We start from the raw sequence: 26,998 nt of genomic DNA on the forward strand, positions 1-26,998 counted from the left end.
TGCGCATCACGCCGACGCCGTTCCATTCGGATGCGCTGATCGCTGGACTGCAGGACGCGCTGGTCGAGACATGGGACGCGCTCGGCATTCCCTACGGCTCGGCAGGACGGCCCTCGGTCGCCAAAAGCGACCGGATCGTTCCGCTGCTGACGGCAACGTCGGGCGGCTGAAATCGACGACGTCGAACTTTGGTCCAGCGCAATGCGCGAAGCTCCAATGGAGGAGAAGGAACCACGTTCAAGGATCGCAGCCATGACACATTCTGTTTCGCACGCTTCAATCACACATGCCGCCGAGCAGGCCCAGCAATGGGTAAACGAGCTCGCCAAGGATCTGGACTGGAACGAACAAAGCGCGTTCCGGCTGTTGAAGGCCGTCCTGCACACCTTGCGCGACTGGCTCTCGCCTGAAGAAATGGCCGATCTGTCCGCCCAGTTGCCGACGTTGATCAGAGGCATCTATTTCGAAGGGTGGCACCCGGCCGAACCGGCGTGGGAACGCAAGAAGCGCGACTTCGTCATTTGCGTTCGCGACAGCTTTGGCTACGAGCCGGAGATCGACGTCGACAAGGCTATTGGTGCGGTGTTCCGACTTCTCGACCGTCACATTTCGCATGGCGAAATCGTCCAGGTCCGAAACTCGATGAAGAAGTCGCTGCGCCAACTCTGGCCGGAGGGATGAGCGATGTTTCGCGATCGGCAGGATGCTGGACAGAAGCTCGGAGCCTCTTTGGAGGCGCTTCAGCTGAGGAATCCCATCGTGCTGGCCTTGCCACGCGGTGGCGTTCCCGTCGCCGCCGAGATTGCCAAGGTCTTGAAGGCACCGCTGGATCTGATGATCGTTCGAAAAGTCGGAGCACCTGGCAATCCGGAACTGGCCGTGGCCGCCATCGTGGACGGAGACCCGCCGGACGTCGTTCTTAACCGTGAGATCGTGGAGGCCTACGCTCTCGGCGACAGCGCATTACGTGTTTTGATCGCGCAGGAACGGCCGGAGTTGGAGCGGCGTCGGGAAATATTTCGCGGAAAAGAGCTGCCCCAGTCGGTGGCCGGCAAAACCGCGATTGTCGTTGACGACGGAGCGGCGACCGGAACGACGATGAAAGTGGCCGTCCGGGCGTTGAAGCGACGGTCGCCGCGACAGATCGTCGTCGCACTTCCTGTCGCGCCGCCGGAGACCGTGGAAGAGCTGGCGCAGGAAGCAGATTTGACGATCTGTCTCATTCAGCCTGCCCGATTTCGCGCGCTCGGCTATTATTATGGCAGCTTTCCGCAGCTCTCCGACAGCGAGGTCCTCGAGATGATGGCTATGGCGCGCGAGGATCGGCGCCATATTGCCGAAAGAAGACACTCCGGCGCAAACGCCGCGGGCAAATCGCGGCACAAAGCCGGCACTTAGGAGTTATACCGATGCAGATCCGCACGCTTTCGACTCTGGAATGCACGAAAATGCTGACGGCCAATCGCGTCGGCCGCCTTGCCTGCGCGAAGGACGGGCAACCCTATATCGTGCCCTTCTACTACGCCCATGCCGACAACCACCTCTATGCCTTTTCCATGCCGGGCAAGAAGATCGACTGGATGCGCGCCAATCCGCTCGTGTCCGTGCAGGTCGACGAACATGGCGCTGCCCGAGGTTGGAAGAGCGTCATCGTCAATGGCAGGTATGAGGAACTTCCGGACCGGATCGGTCACAAGGTGCAACTTGATCACGCATGGTCATTGCTGAGCAGGCACACCGACTGGTGGGAGCCTGGCGCGCTCAAGCCGGCTACGTCGTCGGTCGCCGAACATCTCCCGCATGTGTTCTTCAGGATATTCATCGTGGAAGTCTCGGGCCGTGAGGCGATGGAGGCTTGACTTGGCGCGGCGCGCATGGCGGAAAGCAGGCTGTATGACTGCTGGTCGACACCGGCTGGATGCATCCGCAATCCGGCCAAGGGCATGCCCACCATGGACTCTCTCATAGTCCAACTTGGCGTCGCTTTGGCGATCGGGTTGCTCGTCGGCCTGGAGCGCGGCTGGCAGGAGCGCGACGCGCCGGCTCATAGCCGCACGGCGGGTATTCGGACATTCGGCATTGCGGGACTTCTCGGCGGCATTATCGCGGCGTTGGCCGAAGCGCTCAATGCGATTTCCGTCTTGATCGCCGGCTTCCTCGCCTTCGCCGGGATCTTCGCTTGGTACAAGGCACGCGAAGCCGCGCACGATGAGGATTTCAGTGTCACGACCGTTATCGCGGGCCTGGCTGTGTTTGCCCTTGGCGCGCTCTGCGTGGCCGGCGATTTTCGCGTGGCCGCCGCGGGCGGCACGGCGCTGGCGACGTTACTCGCCAGCCGCGAAATCCTGCATGGGCTTTTGAAACGCCTGACCTGGATCGAGCTTCGCTCGGCATTGGTCCTGGCGGTGATGACCGCCATAATCCTGCCCCTGCTGCCGAACCGCACGTTTGACCCATGGGAAGGCTTCAACCCGCGGGAGATCTGGCTCCTGACTGTGCTGATGGCCTCAATTTCGTTCGCTGGTTACGTCGCCGTACGTGTCCTCGGAAACGCCCGCGGTTTGATTGTGAGCGCGCTTGCCGGTGCAGTCGTGTCATCAACTGCCGTCACCTTGTCACTGGCTCGTACTGCCAGCGCGTCGAACAATTCCTTGTCCCTGTCAGGCGCGGCCTCGCTGGCCGCGATGGTCTCGATCCTGCGTGTCTGCCTCGTGGTTCTGATACTGGCCCCGGGCGTGACCGCGTTCATCGCCTTACCCGCGCTCGCCGCGGCGCTGACATTCGGCGTCTGCGGAACAATCGCATTGGCACTCCCCGGGCAAAAACCGGAAAACCCTGGCGCGACGCGCAATCCATTCGAACTGATGCCGTTGCTGATCTTTGCACTCCTGTTCGCATTCGCCTCGACAGCGAGCGCCGCGTTGGCACTCCAATTCAAGGAACAGGGCCTGCTGGCGAGTTCCGCGATCGCGGGTGCATTTGATGTCGATGCCTCGGTGCTCAGCGCCTTGCGGCTGGCCAAGCACTCGATTTCCATCGAAACCATCGGGCAAGCCGTGCTGACGGCGCTGATGGCGAACGCCATTGGACGCCTGTGCCTGGCGATGTCCGCAGGGCCGGTGAAATTCTGGCTACCGCTGGCCGGCATGACCTTGACCGCTGCGACTGCGGGCTATTGCACCATGCGGTTCCTCTAGGGGGCGCGATTTGCGGTCGGCTCCGGGGCCAATCCAGATTTGACCGGCGTCAAGGCTGCCAGGCCCCATTCCTGTTGAACTGCTCCTATCATTACAAAGGTGGGAGGGCCTCATGGCCACAACAGACCTCGATATCCCTATGCGGGAAGAATCTGCCAGTCCGGCCACGACCAAGCTGCGACTGGGATCGCTAACCGCGCTCGTCATCGGCTCGATGGTAGGCTCGGGTGTGTTCAGCCTGCCCCAGAATATGGCGGCCGGCGCTGGTCCGCTTGCTATCCTGATCGGCTGGACCGTCACGGCCGCCGGCATGCTCGCGCTGGTATTCGTCTACCAGTCGCTGGCGGTGCGTCGGCCCGAACTCGATGCCGGCCCATACGCCTATGCCAAAGCCGGCTTCGGCCCCTTCATCGGCTTCAACAGCGCCTGGGGCTATTGGATCAGCGCATGGGTCGGCAATGTGTCCTACGCGGTAATCGTCTTCAGCGCGCTGTCCTATTTCTTCCCCGCTTTCGGTGACGGGAATACCTGGCAGGCGGTGCTCGGCGCATCGATCCTTTTGTGGATCATTCATTTCCTCGTTCTTGCAGGCATTCGCCAGGCTGCGATCGTCAACACTGTCGTGACCATCGCCAAGATTGCTCCTGTCGTCCTCTTTGTCGGCGTCGTCGCGGTAGCCTTCAAGCTCAATGTCTGGTCGCTCGACTTCACAGGGCTCGGCAACGCCTCTCTCGGTACGATCGCCGCTCAGGTGAAGAGCACGATGCTGGTGACGCTGTGGGTCTTCATCGGCATCGAGGGCGCCAGCGTGTTCTCAGCACGCGCAGAGCGCCGCAAGGACATCGCGACTGCGACGGTGCTCGGCTTCTTCACGTGTCTCGCGCTTTATGCGCTGGTATCGCTGCTTTCGCTCGGCATCCTCAGCCAACCCGAGTTGGCCGCCCTGAAGAACCCTTCGATGGCGGGCGTGCTGGAAGCGGTTGTCGGGCCCTGGGGCGCCGTGCTCATCAATCTTGCGCTGGTCGTCTCGGTCGTCGGCGCGTTCCTGAGCTGGACCCTGCTTGCCGCCGAGATTCCGCATGTCGCCGGCAAGGACGGTACAATGCCGAAATTCTTCGGCCATGAGAGCGAACGCGGCGTTCCCTCGACCTCCCTGCTGATCACCAACCTGCTTGTCCAGGCCTTCCTGGTGATCACACTCTTTGCCCAGAGCACCTACCAGGCGCTTTTCTACATCGCCTCGGCGGCAATTCTCGTCCCCTACATCTTCTCGGGCGCCTTTGCCGCCAAGTTGGCATTGACTGGGGAAAGCTATCAAAGCGGCGAAAGCCGAACGGGACCGCTCGTTGCCGGCGTTCTGGCCACTATCTACGGCCTGTGGCTCGTCTATGCCGCGGGACCGGCGTATCTGTTCATGTGCGCCATCCTCTATGCGCCGGGCATCATCTTCTACGTCTGGGCCCGTCGCGAGGCCAATCAGCGTGCCTTCCACCCGGTGGAGGCCGTCATCGCAGTCGCGCTCGTCGCTGTCGCAATCCTTGCCGTCTACGAGATGTGGACCGGCGCCGTCAGCGCGCTTTGAGAGCCGTCCCATGGCAAATCTGGGGGTTCATTCGGAAGTCGGTCGCCTGCGCGAGGTGATGGTCCACAGGCCGGATCTCAGCCTGCGCAGGCTGACGCCGGACAACTGCAAGTCGCTGCTGTTCGACGACGTGCTGTGGGTGAAGCGGGCGCGCCAGGAGCATGACGTCTTCGTCGATGCCTTGCGTGAGCGCGGCGTGGCGGTGCATTCGTTCGGCGAACTCCTCGCCGAGACGATGGGCATCGGCAAGGCCCGCGACTGGCTTCTCGATCGCCGGGTGCATGCCGGCGTGGTCGGCCTCGACATGGTCGACGAGATGCGGGGCTGGCTGGACGAGATGTCGGCCGGCCTGCTGGCAACCTGTCTGATAGGCGGCATCGCTCGCGCCGAGCTGCCGTTCGAGCCCAAGGGTTTGACTGGAAGAACGCTGGCGCCTCAGGACTTCGTCCTGCCGCCATTGCCCAACCAGCTCTTCACCCGCGACAGCTCCTGCTGGATCTACCGCTCTGTCTCCGTGAATGCCATGTACTGGCCTGCCAGGCGACCGGAAGCGGCCAACGTCGAGGCGGTCTACCGCTTCCACCCGCATTTCCGGGACGGCGGCATTCCGTTCGTATCGCCCCAGGCAGGAACAGGTATCAGCCTGGAAGGCGGCGACGTCATGCCCGTCGGCGGGGGCGTCGTTCTCGTCGGGATGGGAGAGCGCACCACCCCGCAGGCGGTCGGTGATCTGGCCCGCAGTCTGTTCGCAGCCGGCGAAGCCACGCATGTCATCGCGGCGCTGATGCCGCGCGACCGCTCCTTCATGCATCTCGACACCGTATTCACCTTCTGCGACCGGGACCTTGCCACCATGTATCCGCCCGTGGTCGACAGGCTGCGCACCTTCTCGATCCGGCCCGGAGACGGCGATGCGGCGGTCGAGGTCAGGGAAGAGAACGCCCCCTTCACAAAGGTTGTGGCGGAAGCGCTCGGCCTGAAATCGCTGCGCATCATCGCCACCGGCGGCGACCGCTACGAGGCCGAGCGCGAGCAGTGGGACGACGGCAACAACGTCGTCGCTGTCGAGCCGGGCGTCGTCATCGGCTACGACCGCAATGTCTACACCAACACGCTTCTGCGGCGCGCGGGTATCGAGGTGATCACCGTCGAGGGTGCCGAACTCAGCCGCGGCCGCGGCGGCGGTCATTGCATGACCTGCCCCATTGCACGCGACCCGATCTGAAAGGATATCCAATGTCGATCAACCTGCATGGCCGCTCGGTGCTTTCACTGGATGACCTTTCGGCCGAAGAAATCCGCTTCCTTCTGAAGTTGGCCGCCGATCTGAAGGCCGCCAAGCAGGCCGGGCATGAGATACCGCGCCTGGTTCGCAAGAACATCGCCCTCATCTTCGAAAAGGACTCGACGCGCACACGAACCGGCTTCGAGGTGGCGGCCTATGATCAGGGTGCCCACGTCACCTATTTCGGTCCGTCCGGTAGCCATATCGGGCACAAGGAATCCATGAAGGACACCGCCCGCGTGCTCGGGCGGATGTATGACGCCATCGAGTATCGCGGCTTTGCCCAGCACCAGGCCGAAATGCTGGCGGCGCACGCCGGCGTGCCCGTCTACAACGGCCTGACCGATGAAGCGCACCCGACGCAAATCCTCGCCGATTTCATGACGATGCGCGAGTTCACGCACAAGCATCTGTCGGACATGACCGTCGCTTTCGTCGGCGAGGGACGCGACAATGTCGCCCTTTCGCTGGCATTGGGAGCCGCCAAGGTCGGCATCGATATGCGCATCGCCTCGCCGAAGGAGCTCTGGCCCGACCAGGAATTCCGTGACCATGTCAAGGAACTCGCCGAGCGCAGCGGGGGCCGCTTCCGGCTCGATGAAGACATGAAGGGCTGCGTCCAGGATGCCGACTTCATCTACACCGACGTCTGGATGTCGATGGGCGAGGACAAGTCCGGCTGGCCGGAGCGCATCCGTCTTCTGACGCCCTACCGGGTGACGAAGGAAATGATGGCGGCCAGCGGCAATCCGCATGTGAAATTCATGCATTGCCTGCCGGCATTCCACGACACCGAGACCGAAGTCGGCGCCTATATCGCGCGCGAATTCGGCATCGACTGCATGGAGGTGACCGACGAGGTGTTCGAGTCCGGCGCCTCGATCGTCTTCGACCAGGCGGAGAACCGCATGCACACGATCAAGGCGTTGCTCGTCGCCACGATCGGCAACTGAGATGCTGATCGTTGCAGCGCTCGGCGGGAACGCGCTGTTGCGGCGCGGCGAACCGATGACCGCCGAAAATCAGCGCAAGAACGTGAAGCGTGCCGCCTCCGCCCTGGCCGCACTGATTGACGAGGGCCATTCGCTCGTGATCACGCATGGCAACGGTCCGCAGGTCGGCCTGCTTGCGCTCCAGTCGGCGGCCTCGCCTGGCGGCGCGTTCCCGCTCGATGTTCTCGGCGCGGAGAGCGCCGGCATGATCGGCTACATGATCGAACAGGAGCTCGCCAACCTCGCCTCTCACAGACTTTACGCTACACTGCTGACACAGGTGAAAGTCGACCCGTACGACCCTGCATTTTCCAGTCCGACAAAGCCGATCGGCCCGGTCTATGACGAAGCGACAGCGCGGCAGCTCGCAGCAGAGCGCGGCTGGTGCATAGCGCCCGATGGCGATAAATGGCGCCGGGTCGTGCCCTCGCCCCGCCCGATCGAGATTTTGGAGGCATCCGTCATCTCCTTCCTCGTCGACCATGGCGTCATCGTCGTCTGCACGGGCGGCGGCGGCGTGCCCGTTGTCGCGCGCGACGATGGCGCTATGGTCGGCGTCGAAGCCGTCATCGACAAGGACCTAGCCAGCTCGCTGCTGGCGCGCCAGTTGAACGCCGATATGCTGCTGATGCTCACGGATGTCGATGCGGTCTATGTGGGCTACGGCACGCCGGATGCCCGCGCACTGCGCAATGTCGGAGCAACTGAACTTTCGGGAAAGGATTTCCCCGCCGGCTCGATGGGACCCAAGATCGGTGCGGCAATCGAGTTCGTCCAGGCGACGGGCAATCCCTCGGCGATCGGCCGGCTCGAGGACGCGGCGGAGATCGTCAAGCGGCGTCAGGGCACCTGGTTCGAGCCCTAGCCTCGCCGGGCTCAGGAAATCTTGGCTACTCCGACAACGTAGTTCTTGCCGTACGCCGCGGCGCATTTCGGGCAGGTCGTGTAGAAGAAATACACGTCGCTGGCCTTGGGGTTGCGTTGGCGCGCGAGTTCAAGCATTTCCTCGTGCCAGCCCCTTACCTGCTCGAACGCCCCCTCGAACAATTTGGTGACGAAGTCGCCTGTCAGCCTGGTCATTTCCTCCTCGGGCACGGCTTTCGAAACCGAGAAAAGATGCTCGCTCGTCCACGGCGATAGATCGCGGCTTAGGACAATGTATTGACCTTCGGCAGAGGCGCCGGCGCCGTCGATATGCTCGCTGACACGGGCAAAGACGCTGCCCATGTTCACTGGAACATGCAGGACGCTATGGGTTGTCGCCCTCACGAACGGCTTGTCTTTGAAGTGCAACTCCTGATCGTCCCAGCCGCCCGGGTTGAATTTGGGGCAGCAACCCGTGGTGTTCACGCTGGCATCGTAATGCGGTGTTTCGTTGATGCGCATAGTGGTCTCCCGATGCGCGACAAAAGATCAGCCGAGCGCCCGAACGTCATTGATCACGATCAACGCTGCCAGATCTGCAATTGATGCGCATCAATGCCAGTCCGCGGCGGCCCGGCTAAACAGATTGACCATGTTGATATGGTCAGCGCGAAAGACGCTGAAAGGGCAGATCGCGATTGGCAGATCGCGCTGGTACGACAGGAGTCCAGGATGGCAAAGAGAACCGAAAAGATAGAGATTGGCATGGACCTCGCCGCAAGATGTCGCGTTACCGAGTCCTGGCAAGACGATTTCGGGGACCAATGGGTCAAGGTGCTCATCGAGGGCCATGACGTCCCGTTGACGTTGAAGGCGGCCCACTTCTATCCCTTTGACGATCACGACGTTGCGCATACATTCTGAGGAATCCTCGAGAACAAGCCCCTCGGATTGCCAGGACTGGTTTTCGGATTTCAGTCGAACGCGGCAGCCAAATCAACGGTCAAGCGTCCGGATGTAGGCGACGATCGCCCCGATCTGCTGGGGATCGGCGACAAACTCCGGCATGTCCGGGTGACCAGTCGAGATCCCCTCCGCCAGCGCCTCCTCCAAGTCTTCGATCGGGTAGCGCAGATGCAGCATGCGAAAAGGCGGTGCGTCCGGATGTGAGCTAACGCCAGTCCGACCGACTGCATGGCACCGTGCGCAGTTCGCTTCCACTATCCTCCGGCCATGGGAAACCTGGAGATTGTCGTTTGCCCAAGCTGCCGGCGTACCCGCGAGCATGGGCGCAACGATGAAAATCTTCAACAGCGTTTTGCGTTTCATAGTCGTCACATACAGCATCAAGATATGCAGCGCCTTGACTTGGCTCAAACGCCAATGAGCGCTTCCTCCACGATACGCAGACGACTGATAGGAACCTCAGTTCGTCCAGCTATCGATTTCGCCTTCTTGTTTGATTGCAACACTTCAGGGCGTCAGGGTTGCCGCTGCCATGTCGTCGATCGCCGTATCCGCCTCTTTACGGACTTGTCCGGCCGTCTCCATCGCGAGCTTGGCGCCGATGCACGCGAACTCGCCCACCTCCTTCAGATAGTCGGATGCGGCATTCTGCCAAAAATTGGCGAACACGTCGAAGCTATCGGCGAATTCATCGCTATCCCTCAGCGTTTCGATCAGCTTCAGATCGTCCCAAAATCGCCGGCGAAGAAAGGACGCAGCTTCAATCTGGCAGCGGAACAACGCTTTGATGGAATGCATCTGCAGCGCGGTGGTCGCCTCCAACAGCTTCTGCCCTGCCTTGACAGACAGGGACAATTCCGGCGCGCAGAATTCTTCCGCATTCCAAATCATGATGGCCTCCTCGATCTCGGCATTCACTGTCTCATCTTTGGATGGCGCGGCCTTGAGCGGCGGCCAAAGCCATGACTCACCGCACCGAGCTTGCGTCTCTTGGAAGACGCCATTTCGAAGTAGATGCCGACCCCGGCGATCCAAACGAGGCAAAGCAGGATGCCCCAAAAGAGAATGCCTCCAGCGGACATGAACTGATCCTCGTGTGGCTCTAATCGAACATCGCAAGGTCAATTCCGGCATGCATTGATCCCGATCAATCGCCCGCTAGGCGCAAACCTGCGTCGACCTCCTGGATTCCCCTTCTCGTCCCCGCTTCCCGCCTTTGACATTGATCAAGGCGACAAAGGGCATTGCCTGTCACGACATCGCCGGAACAATTGCCTTGTAAAAGGCAGAAACGAGGACGCGATGAAGGAACTGCCGCTTGCCGAAGTCTATCGGCTGATCGAGCCTGGTCCCGTTGTCCTCCTGACAACCAGGTCAAAACAGGGCCGCGCGAACGTCATGACCATGTCCTGGCACATGATGACGAGGATCGCGCCGCCGACCATGGCCTGCGTCGTATCGAGCGACGACTTCTCCTTCTTCGCCTTGCGTCAAACCAAGGAATGCGTGATCGCCATCCCTGCCATTGGCCTCGCAGAAAAAGTCGTCAAGGTTGGAAACTGCTCCGGACGCGAGATTGACAAGTTCGCGACAGCTTGGCTGACGCCGCTTCCCGCCGAGCGCGTTTCGGCTCCCCTGATCGCCGAATGCTTCGCCAATCTCGAATGCCGGGTCGTCGATACACGCCTGGTGAACAGATATAACCTGTTTGTCCTCGAGGTCCTGAAAGCCTGGATCGACCCGGTTCAACCGAAACCGAAGACGATCCATCACATCGGAAATGGCGCCTTCGTTGTGGACGGCGAAGTGGTCCATTTCGAATCCCGCATCCCCTGAGCCGCTACATTTTGATCGACATCAAGGTGAGAACGTTCCTGCAAAACTAGCTTCGGTGCACCGAAACTCTCGAACCGGAAGCGCCCGATGAGCTATAAATCCATTCTCTTGAACCTTGGCATTGATGGCTCAGTCGAACCGCTGACGCGGATCGGCATCGAACTTGCCGAACGTTTCGATGCAAAGCTGATTGGCTTCTGCGCCGCCGACGCTCCAATGCCGGTGACGATGGCGCCGGAGGGCGMAGCGATTGCCGCAGAGATTTGGGAGCAGTCGAGGAACGAGATCCGGCAAAGGCTGAATGATCGGCACTCCAAGTTCGACGAGCTCGTCGTCGGAACGGTCAAGGCGGAATGGCGTGAAACGGTCGAGAACCCAGATCACGTCCTCGCCAGAGCCTCTCTTCTTGCCGACCTTGTGGTCACTGGCGCCTCCTTGGGCGCATCTACGGGTGACGGCTACCGTATGGCTGATCCGGGCAGTTTGGTGCTGCGCGCCGGTAGACCTGTGCTGGTCGCCGCCCGTGGCGCGGCGAGCTTGCCACTTGGCCAGGTCGTCGTCGCCTGGAAGGACACGCGCGAAGCGAGGCGCGCCGTGGCGGATGCGGTGCCACTGATGGCCATAGCCAATGAAGTCACTGTGGTGGCGGTTGATACCAATCCGGATGATTGGATTGGAGACGGCATCAAGGACGTCTCCAGCTTCCTCGCTGGGCACGGCATAAAAGCGCGAACCGAAATTCTAAAGTCGGAAGAGGAAGGAAATCGACTCATAGACTTCTTGGCTTCCGTCAAAGCAGACCTAGTCGTGTCGGGCGCCTACGGGCATAGCCGACTAAGGGAATGGGTGTTTGGCGGAGTTACCCGTTCGCTGTTGGATGAGGTTTGGCTCAATCGGCTTATGTCGAACTGACGCCTAAGCGTAGCAACTTCCAGCGACGATGGTCCTGTACTGCGAATTCCCTTGATCACTGGACAGTTTCTCGTCTTCTTCGGGTCGGACTTCTCTCTCCTTTAGCGCAGGAGCTGTTGGCCATCGGGGCTCCGGCGCTACCGCGGCGCTCTTGACTGAAGATTTCGCGCTAGCACCACTGGCGACAATCTCGGCCGCCGCCGGCAGTGCCCTTCCCAACCAATCTTAGGCAGCGCGAGGCATCCATACCACCCGTGGCGGTCGTCGGTAGCAGCCTGGCTGTGCGGATTGCTCAAGCCGCCGCCAACGTATTTTCGATGGCTTCGACTGAGTGCTTCACGAGATCCTTGCCGAGTTCACCCGCCAGTTTCGCTTTCAGCGAAGGCTCGACGTGCTTGCGCAGTTCGCCCAGCGTGCGCGGATCGGCAACCACCACCACATGCTCGAACGCTCCCGCGAGCGCCTCGCGATTGAGATACTCGGCCACGGCAGCGGCAAAATCATCTTCCCGCAGACGAGAGTCGTCGGGATTGGCGGTGGAACTGCGGTGGCGACCGCCCGAGCCGGTGTTGGCCGCTTGAAGCGTCGGCTCGCCCAACTCAACCAGATCGATCTGGGGTTCGTGGCCCTTGTTGCGAAACAGGCGCAACTTCTCGCCGTCGGTTACCGCGACCAGCGTGCCAGTGGTCATAATCATGTTGTTTCTCCTTTGACATAGATCGAAGGCGTTGCCTCGCCATCATTGGCCGCGGTCTTCACCGCCAGTTGCACTTCGCGGTGGCGCGTGCCTCGGACTATCGACCCGGCGGCCGCTTGAGCCGCCGCGCCGACCATGTCGAACCATCAGACAATCGCAATCCGGTCTTCCACCATCCGGACGCCCGGCGTCGACCAGGCGGCACGTTCCGCTGCCTGGCGCTCGGACCAGGCCTTGACCTTGCCTTCAAGCGTCACCCTGCCATCCCGCACATTGACGCGGATCGCCTGGGCTTCGACTTCCGCATCACGTTTCAGCGCATCCTCGATGCGCTTCTTGACGTCGGGTACCGAGGCACGTGGGGTGATTTCGATCTGATTGGCCACGCCAACGACACCGGCCAGCCCGCGCACAGCCTCGGCCGCCGCGTTCTTCTGGTATTGCCATTCAACTTTCCCGGTCAGCGTGATCCAGCCGTCCTGGACCTTGACCTGCACCTTGTCCCTCGGGATGGACACATTCCAGGTGACCGCATCGACCGCACGCCTGGCGATCTCGTCGTCCGCAGTCCCCTTCTGTCCAATCAGCCGGACTTCGATTTCCTCGGCGATACCCTTCACGCCCTTGACTCGCTTGACCACATTTTCGGCGGTGGTCTTTTCCCAGTAGGAAGAAACATGTCCGGTGAGGGTGACGATGCCCTCTTCCACGGCGACGCCAATGTGGGCGGCGTCGATACTCGGCTCGAACTCCAACTCATCGAGAATGTTCTGACGCAATGTTAAATCCGTCATGATCCGTCTCCTTTTGTATGGGGGCTTTGCACCCCCACCCAAAACACAGCATCCTCGACAGAGCGACGCATTGATCTGGCTCAACAGTCGCCGACTTTCGCTCGCCCTGCTGTCTGCGACGGTGCCATCGGTTGGAGGCGTCGCTGCGCGCAGCCAGCTTTCATCAAGCGGGAACGGCTTTGCATTCAGCCACCGGCTTGCGAACGGGCTCAGAAAGATCAAGCATCATCTGTCCCTCGCGCTTGCCGGCCTTGAGGCTCGCGAAGATCGTATTGATGTCCTCAAGACGCACCTTGGTGATTTCGGCCTTTACCTTGCCTTCAGCGGCAATTGTCACAGCACGAAGAAGCCGATTGAGGCCAGGGCCATGACCGCCGTGGCGAGCGCTCCGCCGAAGACCATCCAGCGCGGCAATGTAAGGTGACCCATGATCCGGGGGTTCGTGGCAATCATCATCATGATTGCCATCAGTGGCGCGGCCAGAACCCCATTAACGACAGCGCTCCAGTAAAGTGCCCTTATGGGGTCCATGCCGACAAAAGTCAGGGACACTCCACCCAGCGTTGCGACCGCAATCGTGCCGTAGAAGGCCTTGGCATCTTGCGGGCGTCGATCGAGGCCTTCGGGCCAACGAAACATCTCGGCAACGGCATAGGCGGCGGAGCCGGCAAGCACGGGGATGGCAAGCATGCCCGTTCCGATGATGCCAATGGCGAAAACGGCAAAGGCAAACTCCCCGGCGATGGGCCTGAGCGCTTCGGCCGCCTGCGATGAGGTTTGGATCTGCGTCATCCCGTTGGCATGGAGCGTTGCCGCCGTGGCTATAATGATGACAATGGCCACCAGGTTGGAGAAGCCCATTCCGAAAAGTGTGTCGCCCCGGATGCGCGACAGCTCCGGCCCGGCAGCGTGAGAGTTGGCGCCCAGTCGTTGACGATGTTGCCGTTGCTGCTCCTCGACCTCCTCCCCGGCTTGCCAAAAGAAGAGGTAAGGACTGATTGTAGTGCCAAGAACGGCAACCAGCGCCATGGCGTGATCGCCGTCGAAGGCGATCTGCGGAACCAGCGTGCCATAGAGCGCCGTGCCCCACGGCACGTGAACCGACAGCACCACCGCGACATAGGCAAGCAAGGACAGGGTCAGCCATTTAAGCACCGTGACGTAGCGTCGGTAGCTCACGAAGACTTCTAGGAAGATGCACGCCAGCGCGAACAACACCGCATACAAATATTGCGGGCCACCTATGATCAATTCAAGCGCCGCTCCCATCGCGCCGAGGTCGGCGCCAATGTTGATAACGTTGGCGACAAGCAGCAGAAGGACGGCGAAACGCAGCAGCCAGGGAGAGTAGTGCCGACGCAGATTGCGCGCGATACCTTGGCCGGTTACCGCGCCGATCCCGGCACTGATCCCTTGAGTTACAGCCATCAGCGGATAGCTGAAGAGCATGGTCCATGCGAGCGAGTAGCCGAATTGCGCGCCCACCTGACTATAGGTGGCGATACCACTTGGATCGTCATCAGCCGCGCCCGTGATTAGGCCTGGGCCTAAGCTTCCGAGAAAGTTGTAGGGTCGGCGGCGTGTGGTAGCCGATGCGTCTGGCGGTTCCATCGAATGGTTCCCCTCACTCTTCTCGTCACGCGAACCGAACTCACCGTTGCCGCGCCGAGTTGCTCCGAACCTTCGAGCGCGAAGAACCATGTGTTTCTTCTATCCGGCTTCGAAGTCCGATGGATTGACGCCGGTCAAGGATACGAGCCAACGAATGGCCTAGGAGGATCGATCGACACTTGAACTCCTGCGCCGAGGAAAGTCATGCCGGAGCCTCTGCAGACCACTACGCCAGCCGCTGGCATGAAGCCAATGACGGCGATGGCGACGACACCACTTCCCGAGAACATCGGGGTCGCGGGAAAATTCCGGGATTTTGCCGATCTCCTCGACAGCCAGGGCGCGGATGGTTTCCGCGCACGGGCCTGCAGGAGGGCGGCGGAGGTCGTGTCCAGACTGGAACGGCCCGTGAGCGAAATCCTGGCAAGGGAGGGACGCGATGGCCTCGTCGTCCTTCCGGCAATCGGAACAGGCCTGGCCGGCGCGATTGCCGAGATCGTTGCGACCGGGCGCTGGTCCCAACTGGAGCGGCTGCGCGGCGAGATGGAGCCGGCGGCTCTGTTCCGCTCAATCCCCGGAATCGGACCACGATACGCGCACCGCCTCGCCGAGGACGGTCAACTCGAGACCCTCGAAGACCTGGAGAACGCGCTTCATAGCGGCGCACTTCATATCAAGGGTATCGGTCACAGGCGCAAGGAGATGCTGGCGGCAGCCCTCGCGGAGCGGCTGGGAAGAGTTCGCACAACAAGGGCCTATCAGTCCCACCCCCTGCCGCCAGTGTCGATGCTGCTCGAAGTCGATCACATGTATCGAGAAAAGGCAGCGGCTGGCGCGCTTCGCAAGATTGCACCGAAACGCTTCAACCCGAAAGGCGAGGCCTGGTTGCCGGTGCTGCATGCGCGCCATGACAACTGGCATTTCACCGCGTTCTTCTCGAACACCAGGCTGGCGCACGAACTGGCGAAGACGCGCGACTGGGTCGTGATCTATTTCCAGGCCGAAGGCCAGCCGGAAGGGCGCTGCACGGTCGTCACCGAGACACGTGGTCCGATGCTCGGCAAACGCGTCGTAAGGGGGCGCGAAAGTGACCAGCAACTGAAGGAAACGGCATGATGAAAAGAGCCGCGAAGAGCGTTGGCAATGGTGAAACGGAACTCGAAGTTCCCCTCTACACCGTATGCTTCATCATCATGAAGGCGCGCGAATTCGATGCCAAGGATCCGGTCACCGAACCCAACCCTGCCTCCAATCCTTCCGACGACCGGTCCGCAGCGATCCTGGAGGATCATGCCGACGACCCGGTTCTTGAAGAACTGCAGTCGCTGATTTCCGAGCTTTCGTTCGACGCACAGATCGACCTGGTCGCCCTGATGTGGCTGGGCCGCGACGACCATTCGGCCGATGAATGGCGAAGTGTTCGCCAGCAGGCAGTCCACGCTCATAATGCGCATGTAGCCGACTATCTCTGTGGGACGCCATTGCTCGCGGACCATCTTGCAGATGGACTGTCCGCACTCGGCTACTCCTGCGCCGAACTTGAGCGCCAGCACCTTTGATCATCGGGCTGCCGCGCGGTGCCGAGGGCGGTTTCAAATCGCCTCGGGATCTTTTGGTCGTCGCGCCTCTAAATTCGAGCTCCGGCGCACGGTTTTTCTCTCGCCATTGATCCCAATCAATGAGCCTCTCTTGTGCAGCGGCTTTGATGCAGTCCTCGTCAGGCTGAGCCGGACTTGGTGACGCGGGCGCGATAAATCGCGGCAAGACCGCGGGTTCGCGCAGCAATGGACCAGTTCGGCGACGACACCCGGCGAGCGGGTTCGTTGACCTCCAGCTCTAGCGCCTCATGGAGACCTAAAGGTGGAAGAGTGGAGGCGGCGATACCTGCCGATCAACTCACCAAAGGAGAAGAACCATGGCTGAAGCTGCCACCAAACTCCCCGTCAAGACAGAGAAGAGCACTGCCCCTGCCCGGTCCGACAACTGGACGGCACCGTTCGAAAGCCTGCGCCGCGAAATCGACCGACTGTTCGACGACTTCCACGCTTTCGATTTCCGGCTGCCCTCGACCCGCTCCCTTTTCGGTCGTGAACTGCCGTCGCTGCGTAGCGCGGACTGGCCGGTGGCGCCGGCGATGGACCTCGTCGAAAAGGACAAGGAGTATGAGATCACGGCCGAACTGCCCGGCATCGACGAGAAGAATGTCGAGATCAAGCTCTCCAACCACACGCTGACGATCAAGGGCGAGAAGAAGGAAGAAAAGGAAGAGAAGGACAAGGACTATTATCTGTCCGAGCGCCGCTACGGCTCCTTCCAGCGTTCCTTCCAGGTGCCTGAAGGCGTCGACACCGGCAAGATCGATGCAAGCTTCAGCAAGGGTGTGCTGACGGTTAAGCTGCCCAAGACCGCCGAAGCCCAGAAGGCCGAGAAGAAGATCACGGTCAAGGCCGCGTAACAGGCGTGGTGACCGCTTGTCTCAGCGCGTCTGTCCAGCGCGCTGAGACCTTCTGTAAAGGACGATATGCCAAGCTGCGTTTGGTTGGTACCTGGTCCGGGTACCGAGACTATTTCGACCCGGGGCCGGTTTGCCGCATCATATCAACGCGATTGTCGGGCGACACTTCCCGGTTTGCCGGCCGCACCGGACTGATCGCTAGCTTGGCTTTCGGCTCTCTCAAGCTTCTTCTGCTCCAACGCCAGCAAATTTTCGATGACACGCCTTTGTTCGGGGTCCGTCTCGCGCGCGAGCAGATCCTGAAAGTGGCCGATGTTGGCACGCGCAATAAAGCGGTCCATGACATTCCTCAATCGCCACGACAGCAACACTCTACACCCATATGCGGGCCGCTTAAAGCCACCGACGCCAACGCAGTTGCGCTGCGGCAAGGCTAGGTGAAATCCCGTAAGGACCAAACCGAATTTCGCAAGGGCAGACATTGCGCCATTGATGTCATCAGAGGCAGATCGTCGTTTCGATCTTGGTGAACCCAGCTCCACCACCGAGAGCATCCTCCAGCGCCTCTCAACGCCAAAGCAGGGAGCCACAATCAATGTGCCGGGCCTGCGTAGCAGGGAGATGATGAAATGGAACGTGGCAGCCCAACCACGGGAAGCGCGACTACTGATCGCGGTTTGGAAGGCATTCACGTGCCCGGCAAGCAAGATACCGGGTCTTTGGATTTGACCTGCGTCAAGGACGCTTTGGTCGTTCCTTCCAAAAATGAATCCATGTGGCAACCAATATCGACCGCCCCTTTTGATCGGGATTTGGAATTGGCCGTCCTGGATGGCGACGGCGTTCACGCCCTCGTTTTTCCCTGCAGGCGCATACTGGCAGGCTGGACCAAGTCGGCCACGAAGGAACGGCTGGACATCTCACCTACCCATTGGAGAACATGGAAACCTGACAAGACAGATGTCTAGCGGAATTGCCGCGTTTTTCTATTTGTTGCTGTGCCCGTTTGTTCCCTTGTCGGCCTCCTCGGCCTTTCGGAGCTTTTCTTCTTCTTTTTCCAGCAGATCAAGCAACGCCTTCCGCTTGAGTTGATCTTGCTCCTCTGCCAAGCGCTGGCGAAAATGCTCGATATTCAGGCGGGCGATCCGCTTATCCACTCATCACATAAGCAGCCGCAGCGGCTTCCCTGTTCGTCCGTGCACCCACATATCACAGCCAAATTGCCCGCGTCTAATCCAGCCGATGCGTCTGTCGCATAAAGGCGTGCTTCAGATGGCGCGGGACGTCCGTAGCTTCAAGCCACTCTCTTACTAAAGCTCTCCCGAGCAATCCACACCTACAGCTAGGGCCATATCGCCGGCGCCCATTGATGCAGGTCAAGGCCTTCAGCGCCGCCGTGTGATCTCTTTGACACTTCGAATCCGCTGTGAAGGAGACGACCGATGTTCGACTTGCGCAGTAGTGTTGCCGCCGGCCTGATGCTGAGCCTTGTCGCGATGCCTGTTGTGGCCGGGGCTGACGAGAACGATTCCGGTTGGTGGCCTCGCTGGGGCTTGGGCCGGATGATGATGGGTCAATGGGGCATGGGCGGCCCCATGGGTGGCTATGATTCAGACCAGATGCTCGATCGGGTCGATGGACGCCTCGCCTTCCTCAAGACGGAACTGAAGATCACCGAGGAGCAGATGCCGTCCTGGGATGAACTTGCCGGTGTCATCCGCAGCACGGCCGAGTCTCACAACGCGTTGATGCAGGACATGCTCAAGGAATTCCAGGACGGCGAGTTCGTGAAGAAACCCCTGCCTGAGCGACTGGCCTACCAACAGAGCCATCTCGAAGCGCGTCTGGAACAGGTGAAGGCCGTGAGGGCGGCAGTCGAGAAACTATACGCAAAGCTGAGCGATGAGCAGAGGCGGGCCGCCGACGATATCGTCCTGCCGATGATGGGCATGGGCATGGGGCGCTCGGGCTTCGGTCCTGGAATGATGTCCAGATAGCCTCCATTGCGTCCTGATCGCGGCGCCGGCTGAGCCGGATAGCGCGGAGAAATTGAACGCATGTTCGTCGCACTTCGCCTTTTGACCGCCTTAACTCTGCTCGGCGCCAGCCAGGGCGCCGGCTCGACGATCTTTCCGACGCGGGTGGCATACAGCAATTGGGCCGACGAGAGCGAAGAAGCACGGGTATGCGAGATCGTCCTAGACGTCAGCAACCCGCCATCGCGGGAAGCCGTCAAGTTCATAACGATTGCCGGTTACAACAAATTCGACGGAACGGTTCTGGCCGGCTTTCTGATGGGCGCGGCCGACCTCACCCCATCAGGCACATATCAAATAGTGCGGATTTCAGAAGCTGCCTTCAGCTCGCGCACATTCAATTCGCTCGGCCATTTGGACTACGAAAACTATGACGACGGTACCGTCATGGCGACGACACAAGACCCTCTTGTCGCCGCGGCTTTCATCAGGGCAGTGATTGCTGGGGTCTATGAGGTGCATTTTGCACGCCCAGATTCAAACACCGAAATGCGGACCTACAAGATTGCGTCCGCGCCAGGGGAATCCGTAATCAGCAATTTCATGCACTGCATGGATGGCCTCGCCGTCGAGTCCCACCGCACTCAATCAGATGCATCGACAAAAGGAAGCCCGCTGCCGGAGGGAGGTGGCAGCGGGCTCAGCATCGCGACTGATCAGGGAGGATAACCCATCGCTTCCCCATGTCAGGGGAGGACATGGGTGACCCGCATATAGGAAAAAAATATCCTATCAAACAAGGCACGGCCGTGAACTACGCAGCCGCGTTTGCAAAGTGCTCGGTTGGGAACCCGTGGAGCATGGACGACATCGTGCGCACGGCGTGGAGCTGGCGTCGACCGCGGCGGCGCGCTGAAGCGCAGACCTCCTCCCGCAGACGACCAAGCTCCCGGCCTGCTTGAGCTGCTCCAAATTCTGTTTTCCATCCGGCAGGCCGTCGGCAGGTTTGACGAGCATCAAGGTCTCCAGTCGCAAATGCCGCGACTGTCGGCGGGACACACAAGGCCCGGGAAGCATGCAGTCTCCGATTTTTTCTGCCCATGGGGTGACCAAGGTCTACCGCTCAGGCGAGGTCGAGGTGTTCGCCCTGCGCGGTGTCGATCTCGATCTCTATGAGGGAGAGATCGCGGTCCTGCTTGGACCATCAGGCAGTGGCAAGTCGACACTGCTCAACATCATGGGCGGGCTTGACCGCTCGACCGCAGGTGAGGTCCGCTTTCGCGGCCAGGATCTGACCGCGTTCTCCGAGAGGCAGTTCACCCGCTTCCGGCGTGACCATGTCGGCTTTGTGTTCCAGTTCTACAATTTGATCCCGAGCCTCACCGCCTGGGAGAACGTCGCACTGGTCACCGAGATCTCGTCCAATCCAATGAAGCCCGATGAGGCGCTGGAGATGGTCGGCCTCAGGAATCGCATGGCGCATTTCCCCGCCCAACTCTCCGGCGGCGAGCAGCAAAGGGTGGCGATTGCCCGTGCGATCGCCAAACGCCCGGAAGTCATGCTGTGCGACGAGCCGACCGGCGCCCTTGATTCGAAGACAGGCATTCTGGTCCTCGAAGCGCTGTCGCGGATCAATGAGGAGATGAAGACGACCATGGCGATCATCACGCACAATGCCGGCATCCGGCAGATCGCGCACCGCGTCTTCACTTTCAAGGACGGTCGCATTGCCGATGCCGCGGTCAACGACCAGCGGGCACGGCCCGCCGAAGTAAGCTGGTAGTGCCGTGGCGGTCCTCGATCGCAAGCTTCTGCGCGATATCCTGCGGATGTGGGCGCAGGTCCTCGCCATCGCGCTCGTCATGGCCTGCGGCGTTGCAACGATCGTCATCGCAGTCGGAGGCTATCGCTCGCTGGAGCAAACCCGCACCGCATTCTATGACCGCTACCGGTTTGCCACCGTCTTCTCGGGGCTGACGCGCGCGCCGCTTCACCTTCGCGCACGCATGGCATCGATCGCGGGGGTCAGCGGCCTCGAACTGCGCATCGTCAAGCCGGTTTTGCTGGATATGCCTGGCATGGCCGAACCGGCAACCGCAATCGCCGTCTCGATCCCCGACCGCGGCGTGCCCGCTGCCAACAGACTTTACCTACGCATCGGCCGGCTGCCTGAACCCGGACGCCCCGGCGAGGTAGCGGTCACTGAACGGTTCGCCACCGCACATCGCATGGCACCCGGCAGCACGTTCGACGCCATTCTGAACGGCCGAAAGCGGACGCTCACCGTCACCGGCATCGTACTCACGCCCGAATACATCTACGCGCTCGGCCCTGGCGACATGGTGCCGGACCCGCGGCGCTTCGGCGTCTTCTTCATGCCGCGAGCCGTGCTTGCCGGCATCTTCGACATGGATGGCGCATTCAACGATGTTGCCATACGCGCCCAGCGTAGTGCCGACGTCCAGGCGATCGAGGACGCGGTCGACCGTATCCTGAAGCCGTTCGGTGGAACCGGTGCGCACGGGCGCGCCGACCAGATATCCCACGCCTTCCTCGACAATGAGCTGATCCAGCTTCGCGCCATGGCCACCGTCATTCCACCGGTGTTCCTGTTTGTGTCGGCCTTCCTGGTCAACATGATCCTGTCGCGGTTGATCGTGCTCGAGCGCGAACAGATCGGGCTGATGAAGGCCGTTGGCTACGGAGCGGGGGCAATCGGCTGGCATTATGCCAAGCTGACGCTGGTGATCGCGTTGATCGGCATCGCCATCGGCGCCGGTGCCGGCAACTGGCTTGGCCACGGCCTCACCAGGCTCTATGCCCGGTTCTTCTCCTTTCCTTTCCTCATCTTCCAGCAAAGCCTCGATCTCTATGCCATCGCCGCCGCCACAAGCGCACTGGCAGCGTTGTTGGGCGCGGCGCGGGCGATCTGGATCGTCGTGACGCTTCCGCCGGCGGTCGCCATGCAACCGCCCGCCCCGGCCCGATACCGGGCCTTCCTCACGAGCGACGGAAATCTCCTGTCGGCTTTCTCGCAATTGACCATCATGGCGTTCAGGCATCTGGTGCGCTGGCCGGTGCGCTCGTTGCTGACGACATTGGGGACCTCGCTCGCCGTCGCTCTCCTGGTCACGGCGCTATTCTCCTTCGATTCCATAGCGTTCATGGTCGACACGGTTTTCTTCCGTGCCGAGCGACAGGATGCGACCTTGTCGTTCGGTGTCGAGCAACCGCCGCGCGCCCTGCAGTCTGTCGCAGCCATGCCGGGCGTGCTGCGCGCGGAGCCGTTCCGGGCAACGGCTGTGATCCTGCACCATGGCTATCGTGAGCGCCGGCTGGTGATCTCGAGTGTTCCCCGACAGGCGGACCTAGCGCGGGTTCTCGATCTCAATCTCGATCCAATCGACCCGCCGCCGGCCGGCCTCATGCTGTCCGAAAGGGTCGCCTCGCTGCTCCACCTGCGTATCGGTGATCTGGCCGAGGTCGAACTGCTCGAAAAGGCGCATCAAGTGGTCCGCGTTCCCGTGACCAGCATCGTCCAGAGCTATGTCGGGCTCGCCGTCTACATGCGCGCCGAGGCGCTCGACGGGCTGGTCGGCGGCGGACCCCGCATTTCCGGGGTCAGGGTAGCGATCGATCCGGCACGCCTCGGTGACCTCTACACAGCCATCAAGCAGACGCCCGTTATCGCTTCAATCGCGCTGCAGGGCATATCGCGCCAGCGCTTCCGCGAGACAATCGGAGAGAACATCACGATCATGACCAGCGTCTACACGGCACTTGCCGTCATCATTGCCTTCGGCGTCGTCTACAACTCCGCCCGTATCCAGCTTTCCGAGCGCGCCCGCGAACTCGCCGGCTTGCGCGTGCTCGGCTTCACCAGGAGTGAAGTGTCGAGTGTCCTGCTCATCGAACTGGCCAGCATTGTCGCTTTGGCGCAACCGCTTGGCTGGATCCTCGGCTATCTCTTCTCGTGGTCGGTCGTCAGGGGTTTCGAGAGCGACCTCTTCCGCATTCCGTTCGTGGTGAACCGGTCCACTTTCGCGGTTGCCAGCCTGGTCGTGCTCGCCGTGGCCACGCTTTCGGCGCTGATCGTTCGGCGTCGTATCGACAGCCTTGATCTCGTGCGTGTCCTCAAGACAAGGGATTAGTCCAATGAAGTCGATCTGGATCAAACGCGTCGGGCTTGCGCTCCTTGCCGTTGCGGTCGTCGCCGGCTTTGGTTGGGCTTTGCGCACGCGGCCGGCGTTGGTGGATTTGGCCGAAGTGACCGCAGCGCCGATGCGAGTCACGGTCCGTGAGGAAGGTATGACGCGCGTGCGCGACGTCTACACGGTATCGGCGCCGATTGCCGGTCATCTGACGCGCACGGTGGTGAACGAAGGCGACTTGGTGAGAGCGAACAATACCGTTGTTGCCGCCATCCATCCGCTCGACCCGCCACTGATCGACCGGCGCGCGGAAGCCGAACTGCTTGCCAGCCGAGACGCGGCGCGCGCTGGTGTCGGTGTTGCCGAGATCGACTTGCAGCGTGCGCAATCGGCATTGAAGCTGGCGGAGGACGAATTGGCTCGGACAATCAAATTGTTCGGGTCCGGTTTTGTCTCGGAGAGCGCCTTGCAGAGGCTCACCAACGAAGTCGACCTGCAAAAAGCCGCTGTCGACGCGGCGAAAGCGGTCATAGGACTCAGAAATGCGGAACTTGCGAACGCCGAGGCCCGCCTGTTGCAGCCCGATCCGGCGGACCCGACCGGTGAAAGCTGCTGCGTCAATCTTCTGGCTCCCATCGACGGAAACGTTCTCTCCGTCATGGCGAGGAGCGAACAAGCCGTGACGGCCGGCGCCAAGATCGCCGAAATCGGCAACGTCCACGATCTGGAAATCGCTGTCGACCTGCTGTCGACTGACGCGGTGCGCATCGCCCCTGGGACAAAGGCTGAGATCAGTGACTGGGGCGGGGATCATGCTTTGCATGCGAGAGTGAGACGCGTCGATCCGGCCGCATTCACCAAGGTTTCCGCGCTCGGCATCGAGGAGCAGAGGGTTACCGTCGTTCTGGATCTGGAAGATACGGATGTCCGGCTCGGCCACGGCTATCGGGTCTTCGTCGAAATGACCGTCTGGGATTGCGTCCGATGCATCCAGGTGCCGATCGGGGCGCTGTTCAGGAACGGCGACCGGTGGAACGTCTTCGTAGCCGATGGCGGCCGCGCCAAACAAACCGAAATTGGAATCGGGCATATGAATGACGATACTGCGGAAGTGCTGACGGGTCTGAAACCCGGCGCGAGCGTCGTCGTCCACCCATCCGACACCCTTGTCGACGATGGCCTGGTGGAGCGACGCGACTGAAGTCCGATGCCTGGCAAAACGGTCGAATGGATGCGGGGTCCCTTTGTGCCGTCCCGATCGACACGCTCGACGAGGGGCGCCAATGAGAAGGAACTGCTCTGGGTCGGATCAATCCCTTGCCGCTATCCTGCACTCGCCTGGTCCTGATGCGAGTAAGAAGAAAGCCGAGGCGGTTCATTGCCAGCAAACGATCCAAGAATGCAGCCGCGACGCCTCGGTCAGACTTCATCGCGCCATCAGGATCGGCAGCGACTGCTCCTCAAGCATCGACCTGGTCACGCCACCGAAGATGCGCTCGCGCAATCGCGAATGGCCATAGGCGCCCATCACCATCAGGTCGGCTGCGATATCGATCGCGTGCTGGCGAAGAACGTCGGCGATGGAATGGTTTGAACTCGGCAGCCGGTCGATCATAACCTTCACCCTGTGTCGCGCGAGATAGGCGGCGGCATCGGCACCGGGTTCCTGACCATGGTGATATTCGTCCTCAACCGGATCGACCATGACCAGGCGCACCTGGTCGGCGCCGATCAACATTTCGAGTGATTCACGGACGGCGCGCGATGCCTCCAGGCGGGCGTCCCACGCGACCAGCACCCGTTTCGGCTTCAGTGTCGCGCGACTCCCCGAGGGAACGATCAGCAGCGGCTTCCCGGACGAAAATAAGGCGCCCTCGATCACCTTGCCTTTCAACGTCTCGCCAGCGAGCAACTCCGGCCCGATCACCGTAATGTCGGCGTAGCGTGCACGACGACCGATTCTTTCGTCAGCCCCGCCAACCTCCGGATATTCGCTGGAGACATCGGCTGAAAGCGCCCTGCCGGCGAGAAAGGCCGACACGGCAGTCACTCGCTTCTTCAGGAGCGTCTCGTCGACCTGCCGCTCCTTCAGCCAGTCTTCCGAAACGATTGCCGCATACTCTCCGACCGGCGGCGGCGCGGCGATGGCAACAGCAAGAACGGCAAGATGGGCACCAATTTCGTCGCAAAGGTCGGCAGCGAGTTTGAGATCGTCGTCGCTCATATGCGGGCCCGTAACCGAAAGGATCGTCTTGAAAGCCATGGCAGTTGCTCCTGTTCTTGGCCAAATTCCGTGACGACGATAGCCAGACCGTTCGCCGCGCTCATTGCGCTGAATCAAGACCACGCGGACGCCCAGTTGATCCGGATCAACATGTCTGCGGATTTACGCGGTAGGCTCAGCCGATCAATCGGCGGATGCGCACATGAGATTTCTGATCGCAGCAGCCTTGGCGACCCTGGCCTGCGAAGCGTCCAGGTCGCAGGAGATGAGTTACGGCCAGGCAGAATATCTGAACTCCTGCGCCGTTTGTCACGGTATCGACGGCAAGGGTGACGGTCCCTTGCGCAACCTGCTGGTCAAGCGACCGGCCGACCTGACGCATCTTTCCCAACGGAATGGTGGGACGTTTCCCTATTCCAGGGTCTTTGCAACAATTGACGGTCGCTATGCCGTATCAAGCCATGGCAAACGCGAGATGCCTGTCTGGGGTCGGGTATTCCTTGAAGACGATGCCAAAACCTACGGCCCTAACGGCGGCGAGGTGGTGACCACCGAACGCATCCACAACCTGGCGGGTTACATCGCGACGCTGCAGCATTAGACCCAGGCACGATAGATCGCCGAAATGACTTGCGGCGCACGTTCGAAGGCATGCACCGGCCATTATCAACGTCTCCGCCTGCCGCCCGGGCCTGGCCTAGGTAGTTTCCCGTAGGGACATAACCGAATTTCGGCGCCCGTCGATTTGCGCGATTGCTGTGCCACGGATCAACCGGGAAGACAGCCATGCAAGCCTATACCTCCTCCAGGATTTCATTGTCGTCGCATCTTGCTCAGCCGGCTCTGCCAGCGACACTCGGTTCCGGGCCGGTCCAGCCGATCAGCTTCTTTCCAGCCGGTTCAGAAATCTATGCCCAGGGCGAGAAGGCTGGTGCCTTCTATCAAGTCGAATTCGGCGCCGTGCGCATCTACCGCCTGCTCGCTGACGGACGCCGGCAGATCAGCGCCTTCCATCTTGCTGGAGAGACATTCGGCTTCGAAGCCGGCGCGACGCACCACTTCTTCGCCGAAGCGATCAATGCCACCGGTGTTCGCGTTTTCCGCCTCAATGCTGGGGCGGACATGTCGCATCAGTTGCTGCCCTTGGCGCTCAAGGGGTTGACCAGAGCCCAGGAACACCTCCTCGTCCTGGGTCGCCAGAACGCCATCGAACGCGTGGCCGCCTTCCTGGTCGACATGGTGGAGCGCCAAGGCGGTCTGCGGCAGGTGGAGCTTCCGATGTCGCGCACGGACATCGGCGACTATCTCGGCCTCACCATTGAGACCGTGTCGCGGGTTTTCACCCGGCTGAAGGACAAGGGCGTGATCCGCCTGCTCAACCTGCGCAGCGTCGAAATCCTCAAGCAGGACGTGTTGCAGACCATGGGCGAATGAGCCCTCCCAAGCAGACAGCGTA

The 26,998-nt window shown here is 61.1% G+C and carries 32 protein-coding genes and 1 pseudogene; 22 read left to right on the forward strand and 11 right to left on the reverse strand.

The window, feature by feature from the left end:
- The 9 genes and pseudogenes from AB4Z43_RS04660 to arcC form a co-directional block, all read left to right on the forward strand.
- Positions 1–170 (forward strand): annotated as a pseudogene (locus AB4Z43_RS04660) (5-aminolevulinate synthase); the annotation flags it as partial.
- A gap of 46 nt (positions 171–216) precedes the next feature.
- Entirely contained in the window at positions 217–681 is a 465-nt protein-coding gene (locus AB4Z43_RS04665) for a DUF2267 domain-containing protein (RefSeq protein ID WP_441936172.1), read from the forward strand.
- A gap of 3 nt (positions 682–684) precedes the next feature.
- Positions 685–1,398, forward strand: coding sequence for a phosphoribosyltransferase (locus AB4Z43_RS04670; protein WP_441936173.1), 714 nt, complete (start codon positions 685–687; stop codon positions 1,396–1,398).
- A gap of 11 nt (positions 1,399–1,409) precedes the next feature.
- Positions 1,410–1,859 (forward strand): pyridoxamine 5'-phosphate oxidase family protein, encoded by a 450-nt coding sequence (locus AB4Z43_RS04675; RefSeq protein ID WP_038648680.1) that lies wholly within the window; start codon positions 1,410–1,412, stop codon positions 1,857–1,859.
- A gap of 93 nt (positions 1,860–1,952) precedes the next feature.
- A complete protein-coding gene (locus AB4Z43_RS04680; protein ID WP_441937052.1) occupies positions 1,953–3,197 on the forward strand; it encodes an MgtC/SapB family protein in 1,245 nt (414 codons plus the stop codon).
- A gap of 112 nt (positions 3,198–3,309) precedes the next feature.
- A complete protein-coding gene (arcD, locus tag AB4Z43_RS04685; protein WP_441936175.1) occupies positions 3,310–4,779 on the forward strand; it encodes an arginine-ornithine antiporter in 1,470 nt (489 codons plus the stop codon).
- A 10-nt stretch (positions 4,780–4,789) separates the two neighbouring features.
- On the forward strand, positions 4,790–6,004 hold the full coding sequence (locus AB4Z43_RS04690; RefSeq protein ID WP_019859862.1) for an arginine deiminase: 1,215 nt from the start codon (positions 4,790–4,792) through the stop codon (positions 6,002–6,004).
- Positions 6,005–6,015: 11 nt separating this feature from the next.
- Positions 6,016–7,017 carry an ornithine carbamoyltransferase gene (argF, locus tag AB4Z43_RS04695; RefSeq protein WP_019859864.1) on the forward strand — a complete coding sequence of 334 codons (1,002 nt, stop codon included), beginning with the start codon at positions 6,016–6,018 and terminating at the stop codon, positions 7,015–7,017.
- A 1-nt stretch (position 7,018) separates the two neighbouring features.
- Entirely contained in the window at positions 7,019–7,921 is a 903-nt protein-coding gene (gene arcC / locus AB4Z43_RS04700; protein ID WP_441936178.1) for a carbamate kinase, read from the forward strand.
- Positions 7,922–7,932: 11 nt separating this feature from the next.
- Here the strand turns inward: arcC and AB4Z43_RS04705 are convergent, their stop codons facing one another.
- The 4 genes from AB4Z43_RS04705 to AB4Z43_RS04720 form a co-directional block, all read right to left on the reverse strand.
- A complete protein-coding gene (locus AB4Z43_RS04705; RefSeq protein WP_441936180.1) occupies positions 7,933–8,442 on the reverse strand; it encodes a hydrolase in 510 nt (169 codons plus the stop codon).
- 90 nt (positions 8,443–8,532) lie between these two features.
- Positions 8,533–8,835, reverse strand: coding sequence for a hypothetical protein (locus tag AB4Z43_RS04710; RefSeq protein ID WP_441936182.1), 303 nt, complete (start codon positions 8,833–8,835; stop codon positions 8,533–8,535).
- A gap of 81 nt (positions 8,836–8,916) precedes the next feature.
- Positions 8,917–9,249 carry a c-type cytochrome gene (locus tag AB4Z43_RS04715; protein WP_027047154.1) on the reverse strand — a complete coding sequence of 111 codons (333 nt, stop codon included), beginning with the start codon at positions 9,247–9,249 and terminating at the stop codon, positions 8,917–8,919.
- A 144-nt stretch (positions 9,250–9,393) separates the two neighbouring features.
- Positions 9,394–9,804 carry a hypothetical protein gene (locus tag AB4Z43_RS04720; protein WP_019859869.1) on the reverse strand — a complete coding sequence of 137 codons (411 nt, stop codon included), beginning with the start codon at positions 9,802–9,804 and terminating at the stop codon, positions 9,394–9,396.
- 384 nt (positions 9,805–10,188) lie between these two features.
- Between AB4Z43_RS04720 and AB4Z43_RS04725 the strand changes: the two genes are divergently transcribed.
- Positions 10,189–10,722, forward strand: a complete 534-nt coding sequence (locus AB4Z43_RS04725; protein ID WP_019859870.1) for a flavin reductase family protein — start codon at positions 10,189–10,191, stop codon at positions 10,720–10,722.
- An 87-nt stretch (positions 10,723–10,809) separates the two neighbouring features.
- Positions 10,810–11,634, forward strand: coding sequence for a universal stress protein (locus AB4Z43_RS04730; protein WP_441936184.1), 825 nt, complete (start codon positions 10,810–10,812; stop codon positions 11,632–11,634).
- Between the two features lie 292 nt (positions 11,635–11,926).
- Here the strand turns inward: AB4Z43_RS04730 and AB4Z43_RS04735 are convergent, their stop codons facing one another.
- The 4 genes from AB4Z43_RS04735 to AB4Z43_RS04750 form a co-directional block, all read right to left on the reverse strand.
- Positions 11,927–12,325 carry a host attachment family protein gene (locus AB4Z43_RS04735; RefSeq protein WP_420871208.1) on the reverse strand — a complete coding sequence of 133 codons (399 nt, stop codon included), beginning with the start codon at positions 12,323–12,325 and terminating at the stop codon, positions 11,927–11,929.
- 152 nt (positions 12,326–12,477) lie between these two features.
- On the reverse strand, positions 12,478–13,125 hold the full coding sequence (locus AB4Z43_RS04740) for a BON domain-containing protein (protein ID WP_240565268.1): 648 nt from the start codon (positions 13,123–13,125) through the stop codon (positions 12,478–12,480).
- 163 nt (positions 13,126–13,288) lie between these two features.
- Positions 13,289–13,462 (reverse strand): hypothetical protein, encoded by a 174-nt coding sequence (locus AB4Z43_RS04745; protein WP_240565261.1) that lies wholly within the window; start codon positions 13,460–13,462, stop codon positions 13,289–13,291.
- Complete coding sequence (locus AB4Z43_RS04750) at positions 13,459–14,736, reverse strand: NRAMP family divalent metal transporter (protein WP_441936186.1); 1,278 nt, start codon at positions 14,734–14,736, stop codon at positions 13,459–13,461. Before AB4Z43_RS04750 ends, AB4Z43_RS04745 begins: the two co-directional genes overlap by 4 nt.
- Before the next feature lie 252 nt (positions 14,737–14,988).
- Between AB4Z43_RS04750 and AB4Z43_RS04755 the strand changes: the two genes are divergently transcribed.
- The 3 genes from AB4Z43_RS04755 (at position 14,989) to AB4Z43_RS04765 (ending at position 17,191) form a co-directional block, all read left to right on the forward strand.
- Positions 14,989–15,852 (forward strand): DNA-binding protein, encoded by an 864-nt coding sequence (locus tag AB4Z43_RS04755; protein ID WP_441936188.1) that lies wholly within the window; start codon positions 14,989–14,991, stop codon positions 15,850–15,852.
- Positions 15,849–16,295: a DUF3775 domain-containing protein gene (locus AB4Z43_RS04760; RefSeq protein WP_441936190.1), complete on the forward strand. Its 447-nt coding sequence runs from the start codon at positions 15,849–15,851 to the stop codon at positions 16,293–16,295. The genes AB4Z43_RS04755 and AB4Z43_RS04760 overlap by 4 nt, the downstream gene beginning before the upstream one ends.
- Before the next feature lie 356 nt (positions 16,296–16,651).
- Positions 16,652–17,191, forward strand: a complete 540-nt coding sequence (locus AB4Z43_RS04765) for an Hsp20/alpha crystallin family protein (RefSeq protein ID WP_064982158.1) — start codon at positions 16,652–16,654, stop codon at positions 17,189–17,191.
- Positions 17,192–17,334: 143 nt separating this feature from the next.
- On the opposite strand, the gene AB4Z43_RS04770 is transcribed toward AB4Z43_RS04765, so the two are convergent.
- Complete coding sequence (locus AB4Z43_RS04770) at positions 17,335–17,532, reverse strand: hypothetical protein (RefSeq protein WP_147377460.1); 198 nt, start codon at positions 17,530–17,532, stop codon at positions 17,335–17,337.
- A gap of 288 nt (positions 17,533–17,820) precedes the next feature.
- Between AB4Z43_RS04770 and AB4Z43_RS04775 the strand changes: the two genes are divergently transcribed.
- Entirely contained in the window at positions 17,821–18,159 is a 339-nt protein-coding gene (locus tag AB4Z43_RS04775; RefSeq protein ID WP_441936192.1) for a hypothetical protein, read from the forward strand.
- An 18-nt stretch (positions 18,160–18,177) separates the two neighbouring features.
- On the opposite strand, the gene AB4Z43_RS04780 is transcribed toward AB4Z43_RS04775, so the two are convergent.
- Positions 18,178–18,348 carry a hypothetical protein gene (locus tag AB4Z43_RS04780; RefSeq protein WP_155249125.1) on the reverse strand — a complete coding sequence of 57 codons (171 nt, stop codon included), beginning with the start codon at positions 18,346–18,348 and terminating at the stop codon, positions 18,178–18,180.
- Between the two features lie 285 nt (positions 18,349–18,633).
- On the opposite strand from AB4Z43_RS04780, the gene AB4Z43_RS04785 reads away from it, so the two are divergent.
- The 5 genes from AB4Z43_RS04785 (at position 18,634) to AB4Z43_RS04805 (ending at position 24,519) form a co-directional block, all read left to right on the forward strand.
- A complete protein-coding gene (locus AB4Z43_RS04785) occupies positions 18,634–19,188 on the forward strand; it encodes a Spy/CpxP family protein refolding chaperone (protein ID WP_441936194.1) in 555 nt (184 codons plus the stop codon).
- 60 nt (positions 19,189–19,248) lie between these two features.
- Positions 19,249–19,896 carry a hypothetical protein gene (locus AB4Z43_RS04790; protein ID WP_019859884.1) on the forward strand — a complete coding sequence of 216 codons (648 nt, stop codon included), beginning with the start codon at positions 19,249–19,251 and terminating at the stop codon, positions 19,894–19,896.
- Between the two features lie 346 nt (positions 19,897–20,242).
- Positions 20,243–20,950 carry an ABC transporter ATP-binding protein gene (locus AB4Z43_RS04795; RefSeq protein ID WP_441936196.1) on the forward strand — a complete coding sequence of 236 codons (708 nt, stop codon included), beginning with the start codon at positions 20,243–20,245 and terminating at the stop codon, positions 20,948–20,950.
- Between the two features lie 4 nt (positions 20,951–20,954).
- Positions 20,955–23,318 (forward strand): FtsX-like permease family protein, encoded by a 2,364-nt coding sequence (locus AB4Z43_RS04800; protein WP_441936198.1) that lies wholly within the window; start codon positions 20,955–20,957, stop codon positions 23,316–23,318.
- A gap of 4 nt (positions 23,319–23,322) precedes the next feature.
- Complete coding sequence (locus tag AB4Z43_RS04805) at positions 23,323–24,519, forward strand: efflux RND transporter periplasmic adaptor subunit (protein ID WP_441936200.1); 1,197 nt, start codon at positions 23,323–23,325, stop codon at positions 24,517–24,519.
- Between the two features lie 225 nt (positions 24,520–24,744).
- Here AB4Z43_RS04805 and AB4Z43_RS04810 read toward each other — a convergent pair whose 3' ends face one another.
- Positions 24,745–25,581, reverse strand: a complete 837-nt coding sequence (locus tag AB4Z43_RS04810; protein ID WP_069092820.1) for a universal stress protein — start codon at positions 25,579–25,581, stop codon at positions 24,745–24,747.
- A 163-nt stretch (positions 25,582–25,744) separates the two neighbouring features.
- Here AB4Z43_RS04810 and AB4Z43_RS04815 point away from each other — a divergent pair, with 163 nt between their 5' ends.
- Both AB4Z43_RS04815 and AB4Z43_RS04820 read left to right on the forward strand, forming a co-directional pair.
- Complete coding sequence (locus AB4Z43_RS04815) at positions 25,745–26,143, forward strand: c-type cytochrome (RefSeq protein WP_019859890.1); 399 nt, start codon at positions 25,745–25,747, stop codon at positions 26,141–26,143.
- A gap of 185 nt (positions 26,144–26,328) precedes the next feature.
- The gene (locus tag AB4Z43_RS04820; RefSeq protein WP_019859891.1) at positions 26,329–26,976 is read left to right on the forward strand and encodes a helix-turn-helix domain-containing protein; all 648 of its coding nucleotides are present in this window, start codon (positions 26,329–26,331) and stop codon (positions 26,974–26,976) included.
- Positions 26,977–26,998 lie beyond the last annotated feature (22 nt).

Origin of the sequence: Mesorhizobium sp. 2RAF45, from assembly GCF_052115225.1 — a bacterium.
Classification (GTDB): Bacteria; Pseudomonadota; Alphaproteobacteria; order Rhizobiales; family Rhizobiaceae; genus Mesorhizobium; species Mesorhizobium jarvisii.